We start from the raw sequence: 19,916 nt of genomic DNA on the forward strand, positions 1-19,916 counted from the left end.
CAGGCCACCTACGGTGGGAGGATCAGCCGTGTGCCTTACCCCGGCCGCCCGGGCCGAGCTTCTTGCGGGGGCGTACCGAGATGTCGATCGGGCTGCCCTCGAAGCCGAACTCCTCGCGCAGCTTGCGCTCCACGAACCGCTGGTAGCCGGCGTCCAGCGGACCGGTGGTGAACAGCACGAACCGCGGCGGCGCCACCCCGGCCTGGGTGGCGAACAGGATGCGCGGCGCGCGCCCGCCGCGTACCGGGTGCGGGGTCGCCTGGACCAGCGCGGTGAGCCACTGGTTGAGCTGCGCGGTCGGGATGCGGGTCTCCCAGCTGGCGAGGGCCTTGCGCAGCGCGGGGGCGAGCTTGTCGACGGCGCGGCCGGTGCGCGCGGACAGGTTCAGCCGGATCGCCCAGGGGATGCGGCGCAGCTCCCGGTCGATCTCCTTGTCCAGGTAGTAGCGCCGGTCCCCGTCGACCAGGTCCCACTTGTTGAACGCGATGACGAGTGCCCGGCCGGACTCCACGACCATGGTGAGGATCCGCTGGTCCTGCTCGCTGATCACCTCGCTGGAGTCCAGCAGCACCACGGCCACCTCGGCGGCCTCGATCGCCGAGGCGGTCCGCAGGCTGGCGTAGTATTCCGTGCCGCTGGCCTTGCCGACCCGCTTGCGCAGGCCGGCGGTGTCGACCAGCTGCCAGGTCTCGCCGCCGATCTCGGCCAGGCTGTCCACCGGGTCGACGGTGGTGCCGGCGACCGAGTCGACCACCGCGCGCTCCTCGCCGGAGAACCGGTTGAGCAGGCTGGACTTGCCGACGTTGGGTCGGCCCACCAGGGCGACCCGGCGCGGGCCACGCGGGCGGTTCTCCACGATCTTCGGCGCCTCGGGCAGCGCGTCCAGGATCGCGTCGAGCAGGTCGCCGGAGCCCCGGCCGTGCAGCGCCGAGACCGGGAACGGCTCACCGAGACCGAGCGACCACAACGAGGTGGCCTCCATCTCGATGGTGGTGTTGTCGGCCTTGTTGGCCACCAGGATGACCGGCTTGGCGCTGCGGCGCAGCATCTTCACCGCGGCCTCGTCCACGTCGGTCGAGCCGACCATGGCGTCCACCACGAACAGCACCACGTCGGCGGTGGCCACGGCGATCTCGGCCTGCGCCGCGATGGCGGCGGCCCGGTCCTTGGCGTCGGGCTCCCAGCCGCCGGTGTCCACCACGGTGAACGCCCGGCCGTTCCACTGCGCGTCGTAGGGCACCCGGTCCCGGGTCACGCCGGGGATGTCCTCCACGACCGCCTGCCGGCGGCCGATGATGCGGTTGACCAGTGTGGACTTGCCCACGTTGGGGCGGCCGACCACGGCCACCACGGGCTGCGGGCCGGTCGGCTCACCGGAGTCGACCTCCGGCTCGCGCAGCTCCACCCAGCCACCGAAATCGTCGTCGCTCACGCCGAGCCACCCTTCGTTCGCGACTGCGGGGCTCGCACAACCCGCTCACTCCTCGCGCTCACGCCACGCCCCGCTCGGTGAGGAGCTGGCGCAGGCGGGCGACGACCTCGTCGATGCCCAGCTCGGTGGTGTCCAGCACCACCGCGTCGGCGGCCTGCTGGAGCGGGTTGACCTTGCGGGTCGAGTCCAGCCGGTCCCGGCGGGCCAGGTCGGCGGCGGTCGCCGCGACGTCGGCCGCGTCCTCGGCGCTGCGCCGCTGGGCGCGGGCCGTCTCGGAGGCGGTCAGGTAGACCTTCAGGTCGGCGTCGGGCGCCACCACCGAGCCGATGTCGCGGCCCTCCACGACGATCCGGCCCGCCTCGGCGATCATGCGCCGCTGCCGCTCCACGAGCAGCTCGCGGACCGCGCCCACGGCGGCCACCGCGGAGACCGCGCCGGTCACCTCCGGGCCGCGGATGTCGGTGGACACGTCGGTGCCGTCGACGGTCACCGCGTACCCCTGGGGGTCGGTGCCGAGGCGCAGGTCGGCCTCGCCGGCGACCTTGGCCACCGACTCGGCGTCGGTCAGCTCCACCCCGGAGCGCAGGACCGCCCAGGTCAGCGCCCGGTACATGGCACCGGTGTCGAGGTAGCGGGCGCCCAGGCTCACCGCCAGTCGCCGCGACACGGTGGACTTCCCCGAACCGGACGGCCCGTCCACAGCGACCACACATCGCCCGGCCGGTACGTTTTCCTCCACCGTTGTCCTCCTCAGCCCGTACCTCGCGGGTCGCCGGTGTCTCCGGCGCCGTTGAGCGGATGTCTTTCGTCGTCAATCATGCCCGCGCCGCGCGGGCGCCCCGCCGGGCGGCGCGTGCGCCGGCCCGCGGACCGCGTCGAAGCCTACCGGGAGCCGTACCCCGGTCGTCTCCGGTCAGTCACCCACGGCCTTGAACAGGGCGGCGACCTCCGCGTTGGTCAGCCGCCGCAGCCGCCCGGTGCGCAGGTCGCCGAGCTTGATCGGACCGATCGAGGTACGGATCAGCCGGGACACCGGGTGTCCCGCCTCGGCCATCAGGCGCCGGACGATGTGCTTGCGCCCCTCGTGCAGGGTCAGCTCCACCTGGGCGGTTTTGCCCAGCGTGTCGACCACCCTGAACCCGTGGACCTTCACCGGCCCGTCCTCCAGCTCGATGCCGGCGGTCAGCCGCTTGCCCAGGTTGCGCGGGATCGGCCCGGCCACCTCGGCGAGGTAGGTCTTGAGCACCTCGTACGACGGGTGCATGAGCTTGTGGGCGAGGGTGCCGTCGTTGGTGAGCAGGAGCAGGCCCTCGCTGTCGGCGTCCAGTCGGCCGACGTGGTAGACCCGCTGCTCCAGCCGCGCGCCGATGAAGTCGGCGAGCTCGGTGCGGCCCTTCTCGTCGGCCATGGTGGTGACCACTCCGCGCGGCTTGTTCATCGCCACGTAGACCAGCCGGACGTCGGCCTGGAGCCGCTCCCCGTCGACGACGATCACGTCGCGGGTCGGGTCGGCCTTGTCGCCGAGCTGCGCCACCCGCCCGTTGACGGTGACCCGGCGCCGGAAGATCAGGTCCTCGCAGGCGCGGCGGGAACCCACCCCCGCGGCGGCGAGCACCTTCTGCAGGCGCTCGGCGCTCTCGTAGACGGGGGCGTCGGGCTTCGGGGCACGGTCATCGCGTCGCATCGGCAAGCTCTTCTACGTCGTCGGGAAGGAACGGGGCCAGGGGCGGCAGGTCGTCCACCGAGTTGAGCCCCAGCTTCTCCAGGAACATGGTGGTGGTCCGGTAGAGGAACGCACCGCTGTCCGCTTCGGTGCCGCACTCCTCGACCAGGCCGCGACCCACCAGGGTACGGAGCACCCCGTCGCAGTTCACACCCCGGATGGCGGAGATGCGGGAACGGGTCACCGGCTGCCGGTAGGCGACCACGGCGAGAGTTTCCAGCGCGGCCTGGGTCAGCCGGACCGACTGCCCGTCCAGTACGAACCGTTCCACGTAGGTGGCGTATTCCGGCCGGGTGTAGAGACGCCAGCCACCCGCGGCCCGGCGCAGCTCGAACCCGTGCCCGGCGGCGGTGTAGCCGGCGGCGATCTCGTCGAGCATCGCGCCGACGCGCTCCGGGGCCTGTTCGAGGACCTCGGCCAGGGTCAGCTCGCTGACCGGCTGGTCGACCACCAGCAGGATGGCCTCCAGGGCGCCGCGCAGCTCCGCGTCGTCGAGCACCGGCGCGGGCGCCGGCTCGGGCGCCGCCCGCCGCCGCCCCCGCTTCGGGGGTACGCCGTCCGTTGCCGCTTCCCCGCTCCCCTGGTCCGCCGCGTCCCGCTCGGACGTGCCGACGTCCGCCCCGCTTCCGCCAGAGATCTTGGTACGGTCCCGCCCCTCCGGGGGCGCCCCCGTACCAAGATCCGACCCGGTTGCGGCGATCTTGGAAGGAATCGGCCCCTCTGGGGGCCCTTCGCTTCCAAGATCTCTGGACGGCCCTGCGGCGGAGTCGAGATCGTGGGCGGTCCCGGTTCGTGGCGAGTCAGAAGTGTCCGAGATCTCGGGTTCCGCCTGCTCGGCGGCCGAACTGGAGTCGTCCGGCTCGGGCGCGGCCTGGGGCGCGGACGGACGCTGCCAGGGAGGGATCCAGGCAGCAGCCTGATCGGCCAGCGAGTCGTGGCGTTCCTCGTCGCTCATCCCTCTAACTCCTGCGTCGGTGCGGGTTCGTCCGCGGCGTCGGTCGGCAAGACGGCGTCGGATGCGGCGACGACCGGGGCGCCCGGCGCGGCGGAGCCGGCGACATCGCCGTCGGCCGGCGCGGCGGGGGTGGACGTGGTCGTGGATTCGGGGGTGCCGGCGTACTCGTCGACGGTCAGCTCGGCCTCCCCCTCGGCCGGGCCGGTCCAGCGCACCGTCAACTCCTCCAGCGCCTGCTCCTGCACGAACGCGACCAGCCCCTGCCGGTACAGCTCCAGCAGCGCCAGGAACCGCGCCACCACCTCCAGCGTCATCTCGCAGTCGGCGCAGAGCAGCGAGAACGTGGCGACGCCGGCCCGGCGCAACCGGTCGGCGATGATGCCGGCGTGCTCCCGGACGCTGACCCGGACCATGTGCACGTGCGCGATGGACACCTCGGGCACCGGCTTCGGGCTCATCGCCTTCAGCGCGAGCTTGAGCAGGCGCTGCGGGCCGATACCGAGCACCAGGTCGGGCAACGCCTCGGCGTACCGGGGCTCCAGGGTGACCGCCCGCGGGTAGCGCCGGCCGCCGACCGCCTCCAGCTCGGCGATGTGCGCGGCGGCCTCCTTGTACGCCTTGTACTGCAACAGCCGGGCGAAGAGCAGGTCCCGCGCCTCCAGCAGCGCCAGGTCCTCCTCGTCCTCCACCTCGGCCGAGGGCAGCAGCCGGGCCGCCTTGAGGTCGAGCAGAGTGGCGGCGACCAGCAGGAACTCGCTGGTCTCGTCCAGGTCCCACTGGTCGCCCATGGCTCGCAGGTAGGCGATGAACTCGTCGGTGACCTTGTGCAGGGCGACCTCGGTGACGTCCAGCTTGTGCTTGCTGATCAGCTGGAGCAGCAGGTCGAACGGCCCGGTGAAGTTGTCCAGCCGGACCGTGAAGCCACTGGTCTCCGGGTTGGCGGGCACCACGCCGTCGACCTCGGCGGCCAGCTCCGCGGCGGCGGCGGGGTCGCCGGTGCCGTGCGGCGGGTCGAGGGGCGGTGCGGTCACCGGGAAACCGTAGTCGACGCGGTGGGCGGGCGGCCTGCGGCCTACCGGTCCGCCTGGGCGGCGATCACCTCTCGGGCGAGCTGGCGGTAGTTGCGCGCGCCGGAGGAGGCCGGGTCGAGGGTGGTGATGGGCGCGCCGGCCACCGTCGACTCGGGGAACTTCACCGTCTTGGTGATCACGGTCTGGTAGACCTTGTCGCCGAATGCCTCGACCACACGCTGGAGCACCTGCCGGCAGTGGGTGGTGCGACTGTCGTACATGGTGGCGAGGATGCCCTCGAGCTCCAGGTCGAAGTTGAGCCGCTCGCGCACCTTGTCGATGGTGTCCAGCAGCAGCGCGACACCGCGCAGGCTGAAGAACTCGCACTCCAGCGGGATGAGCACGCCGTGCGCGACGGTCAGCGCGTTGATCGCCAGCAGCCCCAGCGAGGGCTGGCAGTCGATCAGGATGAAGTCGTACTCCTTGCGGATGGTCCGCAGCACCCGGGCCAGGGCCATCTCGCGGGCGACCTCGTTGACCAGCTGGATCTCGGCGGCGGAGAGGTCGATGTTGGCCGGCAGCAGGTGCAGCCCGGCCACGTCGGTCTTGATCAGGACGTCCTCGGCGGTGACGTCGTCCTGCATGAGCAGGTTGTAGACCGAGAGGTCGAGGTTGTGCGGGTTGACGCCCAGGCCGACGGAGAGGGCGCCCTGCGGGTCGAAGTCGACGAGCAGCACCTTGCGGCCGTACTCCGCGAGCGCGGCGCCCAGGTTGATGGTGGTCGTGGTCTTGCCGACGCCACCCTTCTGGTTGGCCATCGCGATGATCCGCGCCGGGCCGTGCCGGTCGGTCGGCATCGGCTCGGGGATCGGCTTGCGCATGGTGTAGGCGGCCGGGTCGGCGGGGCCGAGGTCGGCGCCGAGCGTCGCCTGCTGCTCACGGAGCTCCGACGTCCAGGTCTCGGCACGGTCACCGTTTCCTGCCATGTCCTCGTTGCCCCCTCCCGACGACCACCCGGCGTCGGAGCCGTCCGACGTCCCTCGCGGCGCCGCTGCGCACCCCCCGGTCCGTCGTACCTGGAGGTCCGCGCCGATGCCGACTGTACGCCACCGGCCAGCAGCGCGTTCGGTAGCGGGTCGGCGTGTCGGCCGCTCATGCGAGGGCGCGGGGGTGCGCGGTGGCGTACACCTCGCGCAGTCGTTCCACGGTGACCAACGTGTACACCTGGGTGGTGGTCACCGAGGCGTGGCCGAGCAGCTCCTGCACCACCCGCACGTCCGCGCCGCCGTCGAGCAGGTGGGTGGCGTAGGAGTGGCGCAGGGTGTGCGGGGAGACCGCGTCCGGGCCGTCGACCGGCAGGCCGGCCCGGCCGGCGGCGGCGCGCAGCACGCCCCAGGCGCCCTGCCGGGTGAGCGGGCCGCCACGGGTGTTGACGAACAGCGCCGGGGTGCCCCGGCCGGCGGCGAGCAGCGCCGGGCGGCCGCGGACCAGCCAGGCGCGGGTCGCGTCGGCGGCGTACCCGCCGATCGGCACCAGCCGGGCCTTGCCGCCCTTGCCGCGCAGCAGCACCGTGCCGGCGTCGAGGTCGAGGTCGTCGACGGCGGCGCCGACCGTCTCGGAGATGCGCGCGCCGGTGCCGTACAGGAATTCCAGCAGCGCCCGGTCGCGCAGCGCGCGGGGCGCGGCGTCGCCGGTGGCCCCGGCCGGACCGGCGGCCTCCAGCAGCCGCAGGACGGCGTCGACGGGCAGCGCCCGGGGCAGCCGCCGCGGCGGCGTCGGCGGGCGGACGTCGCGGCCGGGGTCGGCGCCGGCCAGACCCTCGCGCAGCGCGAAGCGGTGCAGGCCGCGCACCGCGCTGGCGGCGCGGGCGGTGGACGAGACGGCCAGCGGCGGGTGCGTGTCGTCGCCGGCGCGCAGCCGGGCCAGGTGCGCCTCGACCTGGGTGGCGCCGGCGGCGGCCAGGTCGGTCACCCCGACGTCGGCCAGGGTGGCGAGGTAGCGGTCCAGGTCCCGACGGTACGAGGCGAGCGTGTTCGCGGACAGTCCACGCTCGACGGTGAGGTGGTCCAGGTAGCCCCGGACCGCGCGGCGCAGGGCCGGCGCGGGTTCCGCGCCGGCCCGGTCCACCGTGGGGTCGGTCAGCTGAGCACCTCGGCCAGCGGCAGCACGTCCATGCCGTGCGCCTCCGCCACCGGGCCGTAGACGACCTTGCCGGCGTGGGTGTTCAGGCCCAGCGCCAGCGCCGGGTCGCTGCGCAGCGCCTGCTGCCAGCCCTGGTTGGCCAGTTCGAGGGCGTACGGCAGGGTGACGTTGGTCAGCGCGTAGGTGCTGGTGTTCGGCACCGCGCCGGGCATGTTCGCCACGCAGTAGAAGATCGAGTCGTGCACCTTGTAGACCGGGTCGGCGTGCGTGGTCGGCCGCGAGTCCTCGAAGCAGCCGCCCTGGTCGATGGCGATGTCGACGAGCACGCTGCCCGGCTTCATCCGGGAGACCAGCTCGTTGGAGATCAGCTTCGGGGCCTTCGCGCCGGGCACCAGCACCGCGCCGATGACCAGGTCCGCGTCGAGCACGGCCCGCTCGATCTCGTACGCGTTGGAGGCGACGGTCTGCAGGTGGCCGCGGTAGATGGCGTCGGCCGAGCGGAGCCGGGCCACGTTCTTGTCCAGCAGCAGCACCTCGGACTGGAGGCCGAGGGCGATGGCGGCGGCGTTCAGGCCGGACACGCCGGCGCCGATGACCACGGTCTTGGCCGCGTACACGCCGGAGACGCCGCCGGGCAGCACGCCCCGCCCGCCGCCGGTGCGCATCATGTAGAAGGCGCCCACCTGCGGGGCGAGCCGGCCGGCCACCTCGGACATCGGGGCGAGCAGCGGCAGCGAACGGTCGGGCAGCTCGACCGTCTCGTACGCGATGCCGGTGACCTTGCGGTCGACGAGCGCGTCGGTGCACTCGCGGGAGGCGGCCAGGTGCAGGTAGGTGAAGAGCACCTGCCCCTCGCGCATCCGGTGGTACTCCTCGGCGATCGGCTCCTTGACCTTGAGCACCAGCTCGGCGGTCTCCCAGACCTCGTCGGCGGTGGCCAGGATCTTCGCGCCGGCGGCGGCGAACTCGTCGTCGGTGATGCTGGAGCCGACCCCGGCGCCGGCCTCGACGAAGACCTCGTGGCCGTGGCGGGTGAACTCGTTGACGCCGGCGGGCGTGATCGCCACCCGGTACTCGTGGTTCTTGACCTCGCGGGGGATTCCGACCTTCACGATGCAGACACCTTCCTCCGGGGCGGCTCACCCCCGACTGAACGGCGCCGCGACGGCTCCGTTGCCGACGCGGTCCACCGGTCCCGCCGGCGGCAGTCTAGGCGCGTGGGAGGCCCGGGGACGCCAACACAGTGACATCCGGTGCCCGGTGGTGCTGACGATCTGTCAGGCGTGGACCGGGCTGCCCGGTGGAGACGACCTCAGCCGACAGGACAGACTTCGGTAAATATCTTCCCACCGGCGGGTGCCGATGCGGACAGGACGCGAGTGGATCACTATGGTGTCCGCTCATGACCACTCCTTACCAGCAGTACCCGCAGGGCGTCTCGGACAAGAGCAAGGTCGTCGCGGGCGTCCTCGGCATCCTGCTCGGCTTCTTCGGCGCCGGGCGGTTCTACATGGGCGACACCAAGACCGGCGTCCTCCAGCTCGTGGTGAGCGTCGTGACCTGTGGCTTCGGCGCCCTCTGGGGCACCATCGACGGCATCCTGATCCTGGTCAACGGCGGCGTCGACGGGCAGGGTCGCCCGCTGCGCGACTGAGCGTCGACACACGGAAGGGGCCGCGCGGTGCGTCGCACCGCGCGGCCCCTTCGTCGTCCGTCCCGGATCAGCGCGGCAGCGGCGCCTCGGGGCGGCGCAGCTCGGTGAAGCCGGTCTCCCGCGCCCGGGCGGCGGCGAGCAGCCCGGCCACGCAGGACGCGTTGGTGATCTCGCCGGCGAGCACCATCCGGACCGCCTCGTCGAGGTCGACGCGGACCACCTGCAGGTCGGCCTCCTCGTCGTGCCGGTCGTGCCGCTGCTCGGCCGGCACGTCGCCGAGGTCGCGGGCCAGGAAGACCCGGACCACCTCGTCGGAGAAACCGGGCGAGCTGTGCAGGTCGACCAGCACGTCGACGCGTCCCGCGGTGAGGTCGGCCTCCTCGGCCAGCTCCCGCGCCGCCGCGGCGGCCAGGTCCTCCCCGCTGACGTCCATCAGACCCGCCGGCAGCTCCCACAGGTGCCGGCCGACCGGGTGCCGGTACTGGCGGATCAGCACCACCTGGCCGACGTCGTCGAGCGCCACCACGGCCACCGCGCCCACGTGCCGGACGTAGTCGCGAGCGGCGGTGCCGCCCCCGGGCATGGTCACGTCGTCGCTGACCACCGAGAAGATCCGGCCGGACCAGACGTCCCGGCGCGCGGTCACCTCGTACCGGTGCTCCACCCCGCTCACTTGGCCGACGCCTTCGCCGCGCCGCCGCGGCCGGTCTTCTTCGCCGTGCAGTCCAGGTCCACCGGGAGCTGGTCGGCCTCGGAGTACGCGACCGCGGCGCCGACGAACGCGGCGAACAGCGGGTGCGGCCGGGTCGGGCGGCTCTTCAGCTCCGGGTGCGCCTGGGTGGCCACGAAGAACGGGTGCAGCTCGCGGTCCAGCTCGACGAACTCGACCAGCCGCCCATCGGGCGAGGTGCCGGAGATGGTCAGGCCGGCCTTGGTGAGCTGGTCGCGGTAGGCGTTGTTCACCTCGTAGCGGTGCCGGTGCCGCTCGCTGACCTCGGTGCTGCCGTACGCCTCGGCGACGATCGAACCCTCGGCCAGCTTCGCCGGGTACGCCCCGAGCCGCATGGTGCCGCCCAGATCGCCCCGGCCCGCGACGATGTCCTCCTGGTCGGCCATGGTGGCGATGACCGGGTGCACGGCCTCCTCGTCGAACTCCAGGGAGTTCGCGCCGTCCAGGCCGGCCAGGTGGCGGGCCACCTCGATGGTCATGCACTGCAGGCCGAGGCAGAGGCCGAGCAGCGGAACGCCGTTCTCCCGGGCGTACCGGGCGGTGCCGACCTTGCCCTCGATGCCGCGCACGCCGAACCCGCCGGGGATGACGATGCCGTCGACGCCGGCCAGCGCGGCGGCCGCCCCGGCCGGGGTGACGCAGTCGTCGCTGGGCACCCACTTGAGCTGCACCCGGGCGCGGTGGCCGAACCCGGCGGCCCGGATCGCCTCGCTGACCGACAGGTACGCGTCGGGCAGGTCGACGTACTTGCCGACCAGCGCGACGGTGATCGTGTGGCGGGGCTGGTGCACCCGCTCCAGCAGGTCGTCCCAGCTGGTCCAGTCCACGTCGCGGAACGACAGGCCGAGCCGGCGCACCACGTACGCGTCGAGGCCCTCGCGGTGCAGCACCTTCGGGATGTCGTAGATGCTCGGCGCGTCCGGGGCGGCGGTGACCGCCTCCCGGTCGACGTCGCAGTACAGCGACAGCTTCTCCTTGACCTTGTCCGGGATCTCCCGGTCGCAGCGCAGCACCAGCGCGTCGGGCTGGATGCCGATGCTGCGCAGCTGCGCCACCGAGTGCTGGGTCGGCTTGGTCTTCAGCTCGCCCGAGGGCGCCAGGTAGGGCACCAGCGACACGTGCAGGTAGAAGCAGTTGTCCCGGCCCAGGTCGTGGCGGATCTGCCGGATCGACTCCAGGAACGGCAGCGACTCGATGTCGCCGACCGTGCCACCGACCTCGGTGATCACCACGTCGGGGACCTGGCCGTCGGCGTCCGGGTCGGCCATGCCGAGGATCCGGGCCTTGATCTCGTTGGTGATGTGCGGGATGACCTGGACGGTGTCGCCCAGGTATTCGCCGCGTCGCTCCTTGGCGATCACCGCCGAGTAGATCTGCCCGGTGGTGACGTTCGCCTTGCCGGAGAGGTCCCGGTCGAGGAACCGCTCGTAGTGCCCGACGTCGAGGTCGGTCTCGGCGCCGTCCTCGGTGACGAAGACCTCGCCGTGCTGGAACGGGTTCATCGTGCCGGGATCGACGTTCAGGTACGGGTCGAGCTTCTGCATCACCACGCGCAGCCCGCGCGCGGTCAGCAGGTTGCCGAGGCTGGAGGCGGTGAGGCCCTTACCCAGCGAGGAGGCGACGCCCCCGGTGACGAAAATGTGCCTGGTCGTCCGTGCTGAAGGGGCCAAGGCCTGCTCCCGTGTCGTCCGTAGCGGTCGTGCGAACCGCCGTGCCGATCAGCCAAGTGATCACGCGATCCACGGGATTCCACGGTAACACCTTCCGGACGGTGAGCCGGCGTCGCACCCGCTGTCGGTGCACGTGGGGCCGCATCCGCCGCCCGGGGCGCGCCCCACGGGCGTCAGCCGGCGGGGATCTCGGTGGGGGTCGCGGTCGGCTGCGTGGGCACCCGGGGGCCGGCCGAGGGCTCCTCCCCCGCCGCCGGTGAGCCGCCCGCGGCCCGCGTCGCGCTCGCGGAGGACCCGGCGGGCCGGTCCACGTCAGTGGCGGGGCCGGAGGCTCCTGACGGCGCCTCGCCACCGTCGGACGGGGCACCACCGGCCGACGCGCCGCCAGCTCCCGACACGCCGCCCGACGCCGCGCCACCGCCGGCCGCGCCACCGCCGGCCGGGCCACCGCCGGACGGGGTCGCGCCGACCTCACCCCCGGGACGGCCGCTGTCGGGCCGGGTGCGGTCGGTGGAGTGGTCGAGCACCCGGAGCGCGGCCAGCGCCGCCATCGGCACCACCAGCGCCCCCGCCGCACCGGCCACGTCCAGCGCCGAGCCGCCCAGCACGCCGCCGAGGCCGGCCGCCACGCCGGTGCCGGCCATCGCCGCCCGGATCGCGGGGTAGATGCCGAACAGCCGCATCAGCCCACCCCAGGGCTGGAGCAGGGCCAGCCAGACCAACGCCGCCCCGGCCAGGGCCAGCACGGTCAACGGGCTGTTCACCAACGTCTGGAAGTTGGAGGTGCTGGACCGGTGCACGGTGAGCCCGCCGGTGCCGTCGCCGAGCGCGGCCAGGAACCGGCCCAGGCTGCCCCGCTCCACCGCCGGCCGGCCCAGGTCGACCAGCGCGAACCCGATGGTGACGGCCAGCCCGGCCATGGTGGCCCAGGCCAGGCGGCTCACGGTCAGCCACCCGCCGGTGCAGATCGCGGCGGCGACGCTCACGCCGGCGGTGAGCGCGATCGCGCCGATCGAGTCGGCGCCCAGATAGGGGCTGCCCACGATCACCACCGCGACGCCGCCGACCGCGACCATGACGAACGGCCGCCAGCCCCGCCGGACGCGTTGGGCCAGCCAGCCGCCGCACAGCAGCGACCCGGCGATGAACACACCCAGCCCGACCGTGCCCAGCCCGGCGTACCGGCCGCCCTCCAGGGCGGAGTAGCCGACCACGCCGTTGAGCTGCAACCGGGAGCCGGTGAGCACGTCCACGCCGACCACCAGCGTGGCCAGCCCGGCGACCGCGCCCAGCGGCCCGAGCGTGCGGTCGTGCCCGGGGGTGAACCGGACCGCCGCAGTGCCGCCGACGATGAGCAGGGCGGTCACCGAGGCGAACCACCAACCGGCGTGATGCCCACGCCACCAGGGCGCGGCGTCGGCCAGCAACGCCGCCGGCACGGCCAGCGCGGCGGCGATCAGCAGCAGCTCCACCACGGCGACCACGCGCCGGGACACCGGTGCGGGCCCGTGCGGGCCGGCCAGTCGGCGGGCCCGGCGCAGCAGCGGCAGCACCGCCACCGCGAGAGCCAGCTGGGCGGCGGCCAGCAGGGTGAAGAACCAGCCGGCGACCCGCCGCTGGGCGGCGGCCTCCCGGTCGGCGTCGGCGGGCGCCTCGATCGCGGTCCGCAGGTCGTCGGGCCGGTCGTCGACCGTCACGGCGGGCCGACCCAGGAACGCCCGTTCCGGCATCGGCCGGCCGAGCGCGGCGAGCGCGGTCGGCGCCAGGTCGACCAGTTGCAGGTAGCCGGCCCGGGCGGTGCTCGCGGAGGTCAGCCACCCGCCGTCCCAGCCGGGACCGTCGGCGACCGCGACGTGCAGCCGCGCCGGCGAGTCGGTGTCGGAGACGCCGGCGACCAGCACCAGCGAGTTCGGCGGCCGGGCGGCGAGCACCCGGGCCAGCCGGGCGTCGGCCTGGCGCGCCTGACCGGCGCGGACGGCCGGGTCGTCGTCGTCGACGGTGCCCACGTCGACGATGCTCAGCACGCAGGAGCCGAGCAGTTCCGCCGGGTCCTCGGGCAGCGCCGGCGCGTACCGGTCGACCCGGCCGAACGGCCGGGCTGCGGCCACGGCGGCGCCCGGGCCGACCGCCACCGAGCAGCGCACCGACTCGGCCAGCGCCCCGGGTGTCGCGCCCCAGGCGAGCTTGTCCTGGTTGTACGCGACGACGGACTCCTGGTCGGGCAGGTTGGCGCCGATCCGGTCGGGCTGCTCGACGCTCACCCCGGTGGCCGGGCAGCCGCCGCCGGTCCGGGGGCCGTTCCAGGCGGCGAAGTTCCCGGCGCCCAGGGTCAGCCACCCGTCGACCGGGCAGGTGGGGCGGTGCGCGGAGCGCACCGAGAGGGAGCCGATCGCGCCCTGCTCGGCCATCCGCCACAGCGTCGGGGTGTTCTGCGGGTCGACGTCGTCCCAGCGCAGACCGGCGGCGCCGACCAGCACCACGAAGTCGGCGCTGCGCCGGGGCGTGCCGTCGTCCGGGCGGGCCGCCAGCGCGGTGACGCCCAGCGCCACCACCACCAGCGTCAACAGCACCGGGACGAGTCGGCGCAGCATCAGCGGTTCCCCGTCGAGTGCTGGGGCGTCAGCTCCGCGTAGAGGGCGGCGAGGGCGGCCACGGTGTCGGCCTCGGTGGGCCAGGTCGCGGCCCGCGCCGCGCCGCGCCGGCTCAGCTCGGCCCGGCGCGGGGCGTCGTCGAGCAGCTCACGCACCGCCGCGTCGACGGCGTCCACGTCACCGGGCGGCACCAGGACCGCGGCGTCGCCGACCAGCTCCGGCAGGCCGCCGACAGCGGTCGCGACCAGCGGTACGCCGGCCCGCAGCGCCTCCTGCGCGAACAGCTGCCGAGCCTCCCAGTCGCTGGTGACCACGGCGAGGTCGGCGCCGGCCAGCAGGTCCGCCACGTCGGTGCGGTGCCCGAGCAGGGTCACCGGCGCCCGGGCGGCCGAGATCCGCGCGGCCAGCGGCAGGTAGGCGGGCCCGCTGCCGGCGATCACCACCGCCGGGGCGGGGGTCCGGGTCCGCCACCGGGCGGCCGCGTCGATCAGCACGTCGTACCGCTTCTGCGGGTGCAGCCGGCCCACCGAGAGGATCAGCGGACGGTCCCCGGTGACCCCGAACTCGGCCCGCACGGCGGCGCGACGGCGGCGCGGCGCGGGCAGCGCGGGCGCGGCGACCGGCGCGAGGCGGGCGTCGGTGGCGCCCAGCGCGGCGGCCCGCTCGACCAGGTCGGCGGAGGCGCCCAGCGCGACCCGGACGGAGCGGGCGACGACCCGCTCCACCAGCCGGGACACGGTGCCGCGCAGCCCACCGGCGAGCACCGCGTTGTGCCAGGTCACCACCAGCGGGGCGGCGGGGCGGGCGAGCGCGGCGACCAGCCCGGCGCGCAGGCCGTGCGCGTGCACCACGTCGACCGGCGTCTGCGTGAGCGCCCGGCGCAGCGCGGTGACCGCGCGCGCGTCGCCCGGGGTGGGGCTGGCCGGGATCTCCACCGGCGTGAACCGGGCGCCCGCCCCGGTGAAGTCGAACTGGTCCTGGGTGGCGGCCGGGCCGCAGACCAGCACGGCGGCGCCGGCCTCGGTCAGGCCTCGGGCGACCGAGCGGACGTGCTGCCCCACCCCGCCGGTGCTGGAGGCGAGCACCAGGGCGACCGACCCGGGCCAGCGCGGTGCCGGCGAGGCGTCCGTCATGAGGAAACGGTCTCCTTTCCGTCGCCCCGCTCGCCGGGGTGCTGGTCGGTCCGCGGGCCGTCGGCCCCGTCGGCCGGGCGCCGCCGGCGTACCCGGCGGGCCAGGGCCGCGAGCAGCGGCCGCAGGTCGCGGGCGTCGGTCAGCCAGGCGACGGCGAGGAACAGGACACCGACCACGACCCCGGACAGCATGCCCTGCGCGAGGGCCGCGAGTGTCGTCGGGGTCCCGTCGCCGAGCCCGGCGAGTCCCCGGGCGGTGGCCACTCCGCCGGCGGCGGCGACGGCGGCGGCCAGCAGCCCGGCGGCCCCGGCCCGCCCGACGCCGGCCAGCGCCTCCCGGCCGGCGGCCCGGCCCACGGCGGCGAGCAACAGGCCGCCGAGCAGCACCATCCCGGCGGAGGTGGCCAGCGTCACCGCGAGCACCCGGTCGGCCAGCGGCAGCGCCTGGCCGAGCAGGACCGCGAGCGCGGGCACGCTCAGCCAGCCCACCGCGGTGGCGACGCTTGCCGCGCGGGTCTCGCCCCGCGCGTAGAGGGCCCGGGTGAGCACCGCGAACAGGCCGTAGCCGAGCAGGCCGGGAGCGAAACCGGCGATCCCGACCGCCGCGGTCCGCGCGTCGAGCGCGCCGCTGAAGAAGAAGTGCCCGACCGGGATCGCGGTGCCGACCAGCGCGGCGGCGCCGAGCAGGCTGAACAGCACGATCCCGCGCACCGCCGGGGCGAGGGTCTCCCGGTAGGCCCGTTCGTCACCGCTCGCCCGCGCCGCCACCAGCGTCGGGTACGCGGCGACCGCGAGCGGCACCGCCAGCACCGCCCAGGGCAGGAAGTAGACCGTCTGGGCCAGGTTGTAGACGCCGACGTCGGCGACCCGGCCGTAGGTGACCTGGTTGAGCGTGACGGCAAGCGCGATCTGCTGGGCGGCGACGGTGACCACGCCGGCGGCCACCAGCCCGCCGACCCGGGCCCGGGCGTCGGCCGGGAACCGGTAGCCCGGCCGGATCGGCAGCCGCAGCCGGCGCAGCGGGATCAACAGGGACAGCGACAGCACGACCACGCCGAGCGTGGTGCCGCCGGAGAGCAGCAGCTCGCCGCCGCGCCCGGCCGCGCCGATGGTGGCCAGCCGGCCCTCGACGGCGGTGAAACCGAGGTAGACCGCGATGACCGTGAGGCTGGACAGCAGCGGCGCGATGACCGGCCAGGCGAACCGCCGGTGCGCCTGGAGCACGCCGGTGAGCACGATCCCCACGCCGTAGAGCGGCAGCTGCGGAGCGAAGACCCGCAGCATCCGCGCGCCGGAGGCCTGCCGGACCTCGCCCAGGCCGTGCCCGAGCAGGCCCATCAGCGGGTCGGCGAACAGCGCCACCAGCACCGCCAGCGGCATCAGCAGGCTCAGCGTCCAGGTCAGCAGCGCGCCGGTGGTGGCGGCCACCACCCGCCGGTCACCCGCCTCGACCGCGCCGGCCAGCAGCGGTACGACGAGGCTGGCCAGCGCCCCGCCGGCGACGATCTCGAAGATGAAGTTCGGGACGTAGTTCGCCACCAGGTAGGCGCCACCGAGGTCGGTGGGGGCCAGCGACCAGGTGAACACGGCGGTGCGGCCGAACCCGGCGAGCCGGCTGACCACGGTGAGGACGGCGATGAGGGCGGCCGCGCCGGCGACGCGGCCGGCGGCGGCGAGGGGTGCCGGTTTCGTCACGTCAGTCGGCGAGCCGGCCCAGCTCGTCGAGGTGTCGCAGCCCCGGGGTCCGCTGGATCACCTGGGTGAAGCTGACCTTCTCGCTGGCCGCGGTCAGCGCGGCGAGCACGGCCAGCACGGCGGCGCGCCCGAGCGGCCCGGTACGCGCGGCGAGGCTGACCCCGAGCACCGCGCCGAGCGCGTTGGCGCCGCTGTCGCCGAGCATCACCCGCTCGTCCAGGTCCTCCCGGACCAGGCCGGCGGCGGCGCCGACGGCGCCCGCCGCGATGCCGCCGTAGGGGCCGGTGGACAGCGGCGCGCCGAGCAGCATGCCGGACTTCAGCGCCCGGCCGGGGCGCAGGTCGAGCAGGTTGACCAGGTTGGCGGTGCCGGCCACCACGCCGGCGCCGAGCAGCACGTCGAGCCCGCGCCCGAGCGTGCCGGCCCGCTGCCGGCGCGGGTGGGCGGCGACCCGCCGGTCGGCGGCGAGCAGCGCCGCGGCGCCGAGCCCGGCCGCGCCCACCCCGGCGACCTTGACCAGCCCGGCGGTGACCTGCCCCTCGCGCAGCGCGGCGAGGTGCCCGGCGAACCCCTTGGCGGCCTTCTGTTCCGGGCGGGCGCCGACCACGTCGTCGTAGAGCCCGACCGCGCCCGCGCCGACTCCGGCGAGCAGGGCGGCCGCGCCGGCCGGCGCGCTGCCGGCGCCGAGCGCGCCCGCGGTGGCGGCGCCGACGGCCAGTGCCGGACCGGCGGCCAGGGTCACGGTGCGGCCCCGGTAGTTGGTGCGCTCCAGCGCGGGCGCGCTCGGCGACATCCGCACCTCGCGCAGCACGTAGCGGGCGGTCAGCACCCCCGCGCCCACGGCCAGCAGCCGACCCAGTCTCACGCGACCCCTCCGATCCGGACTCCGAACGCGGCGCGGCACGGACCGGACGGCCCGGGCGCGTTCACTGGGGCAGTTTAGGCAGCAGGCCGGTGGCGTTGTCGCCCACGCCGTACTGGCCGGTCTTCTTCTCGGCCAGCTGCTGCGCCAGGGCGAGGCTGGTGACCAGCTGGCCCTGCACGGTGTTGGCGTTGTCGACGGTGGAGATGGTCTGCGACAGCACCGGGTCGCCGCGGACCACCGCGACCAGGTTGCCGCCGGTGGAGCCCATGCCGGCGACCACGAGCACCCCCGCCCGGTCGAACTGCTCGGCGATCTTGACCACCGACTCGTCCTTCTTCGCCGAGTCCTTGTCCACGTACGGCTGGCCGGTGACCAGCACGACGGCCTCGGCGGCGCCGGAGATCTTGTCCTCCGGGGTGAGGTAGCCGGCGGTGGCGTACTTCTCGAGCACGCCGCGCCGGTCGGCCTCGCTGACCGGCGCGCTGCCCGCCGGCCGGTCCACCAGGACGTTGGCCAGCAGCGCGCTGGAGGTCTCCACGCCGTGCCCGTTGCCGGGCAGGTTGGCGGTGGGCGCGCTGTTCGGGCGGGCGGCGGTGACCGCCAGCTCCAGCAGGTTGTTGTTGCTGTCCGGGTTGATGAACTTGTCCTGGAGGTCGACGCGGCCGGTGACGTCGGCGCCGGCGGTCGCCAGCATCTTCAGCACGCCCTCGGTCTGGTCCCGCCCGCTGGGCAGGGTGAGCACCAGCACCCGGCGGCCGCTGAGCTTGCCGGGCAGGACGAGCTGCGCCATCTCGGCGGCGAAGTCCTCCTCGGTCTCCAGCTGCTTCTGCATGCTGTTGACCGACTGGCGCATCAGCGAGTTGTCCTTGCGCAGGCCGTTGACGTTCTCCCGGAGCGAGTCGGCGACCGGCCCGTTGAGGGCGGCCGTGCCGACCACCAGGCCGATCGCCAGCGCGAGGAAGACCGCGGTCAGGGACACCACGTGGTAGCGGAAGTTGATCACGCTTGCAGCCTCTTGATCGTCGGGGGAGCTAGAAGAGCTGGCCGAGCTGGAACACGAAATTGTCCCACCATTCGGAGACCACGCCCAAATACGCCTTCCCGACGGTGGATACCGCCACCGCGGAGGCCATCGCGGCCACCGCCGAGAGGACCAGCAGCAGCAGCGACGAACCGGAGATGCTCTGCCGGTAGAGCCGGCTGACCCCCTTGGCGTCGACCAGCTTGCCGCCCACCTTCAACCGGGTCAGGAACGTCGACGCCATGCCGCCACGGCCCTTGTCGAGGAACTCCACCAGGGTGGCGTGGGTGCCGACGGCCACCAGCAGCGAGGCGCCCTTCTCGTCGGCCAGCAGCATGGCCAGGTCCTCGCTGGTGGCCGCCGCCGGGAACGTGATCGCGGGGACGCCCAGGCCGTTGACCCGGGGCAGCCCCGGGGCCCGCCCGTCCGGGTAGGCGTGCACGATCACCTCGGCGCCGCAGCGCAGCACGTCGTCGGTGACCGAGTCCATGTCGCCGATGATCATGTCGGGGGTGTAGCCCGCCTCGACCAGCGCGTCAGCCCCGCCGTCGACGCCGATCAGCACCGGCTTGAACTCGCGGATGTAGGGCCGCAGCACGTCCAGGTCGGCCTTGTAGTCGTAGCCGCGGACCACGATCAGGCAGTGCCGGCCCTGGATCTGGGTCTGGATCTCCGGCACGCCGACGCCGTCGAGCAGCAGGTCGCGTTCCTGCCTGAGGTAGTCCATCGTGTTGGCGGCGAACGCCTCCAACTGCACCGACAGGCCCTCCCGGGCGTCGGCCATCGACTTGGCCACGGTCTCGGCGTCCTGCAGCGCGCCGTGCGCGACCGGTTCGTCGCCGACGAAGACGGTGTTGCCCTCGATCCGCACCAGGTCACCCTCGCGTACCTGCTCGAAGACGCTCTCCCCGAGGTCGTCGAGCAGCGGGATGCCGGCCGCCACCAGCACCTCGGGGCCGAGGTTGGGATAGCGGCCGGAGACCGACGGCTTGGCGTTGAGCACCGCGGCGACCCCCACCGCGACGAGCGAGTCGGCCGCCACCCGGTCCAGGTCGACGTGGTCGATGACCGCGATGTCACCGGGGCGCAGGCGACCGACCAGCCGTTTCGTCCGGCGGTCGAGGCGCGCGGTGCCGAGGATCGAGCCCGGTTCCGCGTTCCGGGTCCGGCGCAGTGTGGGTAGACGCATCGTGACCATCCTGGCATGTGGGGCAGGTAATGCTGTCGCGACATGCCTGAGCAGGGCCGCCTACCCAGGGAAGCACACCGGGACGCGCCCCGGTGTGCTTGCGCTCA

17 protein-coding genes are annotated in these 19,916 nt (G+C 74.3%); 1 reads left to right on the forward strand and 16 read right to left on the reverse strand.

All coding sequences use genetic code 11. From position 1 onward, the window contains the following. Window positions 1–22: 22 nt before the first annotated feature. The 8 genes from der to ald all read right to left on the reverse strand — a co-directional run bounded on the left by der (window position 23) and on the right by ald (window position 8,374). The gene (gene der / locus GA0070622_RS21485; RefSeq protein WP_091583711.1) at window positions 23–1,405 is read right to left on the reverse strand and encodes a ribosome biogenesis GTPase Der; all 1,383 of its coding nucleotides are present in this window, start codon (window positions 1,403–1,405) and stop codon (window positions 23–25) included. A gap of 85 nt (window positions 1,406–1,490) precedes the next feature. Continuing rightward, entirely contained in the window at window positions 1,491–2,171 is a 681-nt protein-coding gene (gene cmk, locus GA0070622_RS21490) for a (d)CMP kinase (protein ID WP_091577832.1), read from the reverse strand. Window positions 2,172–2,345: 174 nt separating this feature from the next. Then, window positions 2,346–3,116, reverse strand: a complete 771-nt coding sequence (locus tag GA0070622_RS21495; RefSeq protein ID WP_091577834.1) for a pseudouridine synthase — start codon at window positions 3,114–3,116, stop codon at window positions 2,346–2,348. Continuing rightward, a complete protein-coding gene (gene scpB, locus GA0070622_RS21500) occupies window positions 3,103–4,110 on the reverse strand; it encodes an SMC-Scp complex subunit ScpB (RefSeq protein WP_091577837.1) in 1,008 nt (335 codons plus the stop codon). Before scpB ends, GA0070622_RS21495 begins: the two co-directional genes overlap by 14 nt. Continuing rightward, the gene (locus GA0070622_RS21505) at window positions 4,107–5,141 is read right to left on the reverse strand and encodes a segregation and condensation protein A (protein ID WP_091577840.1); all 1,035 of its coding nucleotides are present in this window, start codon (window positions 5,139–5,141) and stop codon (window positions 4,107–4,109) included. Before GA0070622_RS21505 ends, scpB begins: the two co-directional genes overlap by 4 nt. Before the next feature lie 41 nt (window positions 5,142–5,182). Then, complete coding sequence (locus GA0070622_RS21510; protein ID WP_013285595.1) at window positions 5,183–6,106, reverse strand: ParA family protein; 924 nt, start codon at window positions 6,104–6,106, stop codon at window positions 5,183–5,185. A gap of 166 nt (window positions 6,107–6,272) precedes the next feature. After that, the gene (locus GA0070622_RS21515; protein ID WP_091577843.1) at window positions 6,273–7,247 is read right to left on the reverse strand and encodes a site-specific tyrosine recombinase XerD; all 975 of its coding nucleotides are present in this window, start codon (window positions 7,245–7,247) and stop codon (window positions 6,273–6,275) included. An 11-nt stretch (window positions 7,248–7,258) separates the two neighbouring features. Then, on the reverse strand, window positions 7,259–8,374 hold the full coding sequence (gene ald, locus GA0070622_RS21520) for an alanine dehydrogenase (protein ID WP_091577845.1): 1,116 nt from the start codon (window positions 8,372–8,374) through the stop codon (window positions 7,259–7,261). A gap of 188 nt (window positions 8,375–8,562) precedes the next feature. On the opposite strand from ald, the gene GA0070622_RS21525 reads away from it, so the two are divergent. Next, window positions 8,563–8,916 carry a TM2 domain-containing protein gene (locus tag GA0070622_RS21525; protein WP_091577847.1) on the forward strand — a complete coding sequence of 118 codons (354 nt, stop codon included), beginning with the start codon at window positions 8,563–8,565 and terminating at the stop codon, window positions 8,914–8,916. Window positions 8,917–8,983: 67 nt separating this feature from the next. Here GA0070622_RS21525 and GA0070622_RS21530 read toward each other — a convergent pair whose 3' ends face one another. The 8 genes from GA0070622_RS21530 to steA all read right to left on the reverse strand — a co-directional run bounded on the left by GA0070622_RS21530 (window position 8,984) and on the right by steA (window position 19,809). Further along, window positions 8,984–9,589, reverse strand: a complete 606-nt coding sequence (locus GA0070622_RS21530) for an NUDIX domain-containing protein (protein WP_091577850.1) — start codon at window positions 9,587–9,589, stop codon at window positions 8,984–8,986. After that, a complete protein-coding gene (locus tag GA0070622_RS21535) occupies window positions 9,586–11,316 on the reverse strand; it encodes a CTP synthase (RefSeq protein ID WP_091577853.1) in 1,731 nt (576 codons plus the stop codon). The genes GA0070622_RS21530 and GA0070622_RS21535 overlap by 4 nt, the downstream gene beginning before the upstream one ends. Before the next feature lie 173 nt (window positions 11,317–11,489). Next, the gene (locus GA0070622_RS21540; protein ID WP_091577855.1) at window positions 11,490–13,907 is read right to left on the reverse strand and encodes a hypothetical protein; all 2,418 of its coding nucleotides are present in this window, start codon (window positions 13,905–13,907) and stop codon (window positions 11,490–11,492) included. Further along, a complete protein-coding gene (locus GA0070622_RS21545) occupies window positions 13,907–15,040 on the reverse strand; it encodes a glycosyltransferase family 4 protein (RefSeq protein ID WP_091577857.1) in 1,134 nt (377 codons plus the stop codon). The genes GA0070622_RS21540 and GA0070622_RS21545 overlap by 1 nt, the downstream gene beginning before the upstream one ends. Beyond that, on the reverse strand, window positions 15,037–16,734 hold the full coding sequence (gene murJ, locus GA0070622_RS21550; protein ID WP_091577860.1) for a murein biosynthesis integral membrane protein MurJ: 1,698 nt from the start codon (window positions 16,732–16,734) through the stop codon (window positions 15,037–15,039). Before murJ ends, GA0070622_RS21545 begins: the two co-directional genes overlap by 4 nt. 1 nt (window position 16,735) lies before the next feature. Continuing rightward, window positions 16,736–17,599, reverse strand: a complete 864-nt coding sequence (locus tag GA0070622_RS21555) for a hypothetical protein (protein ID WP_091577863.1) — start codon at window positions 17,597–17,599, stop codon at window positions 16,736–16,738. A 61-nt stretch (window positions 17,600–17,660) separates the two neighbouring features. Beyond that, a complete protein-coding gene (locus tag GA0070622_RS21560; protein ID WP_091577865.1) occupies window positions 17,661–18,602 on the reverse strand; it encodes a copper transporter in 942 nt (313 codons plus the stop codon). Between the two features lie 28 nt (window positions 18,603–18,630). Beyond that, entirely contained in the window at window positions 18,631–19,809 is a 1,179-nt protein-coding gene (gene steA / locus GA0070622_RS21565) for a putative cytokinetic ring protein SteA (protein WP_091583714.1), read from the reverse strand. Window positions 19,810–19,916: the final 107 nt, after the last annotated feature.

The organism is Micromonospora sediminicola (assembly GCF_900089585.1).
GTDB lineage: Bacteria > Actinomycetota > Actinomycetes > Mycobacteriales > Micromonosporaceae > Micromonospora > Micromonospora sediminicola.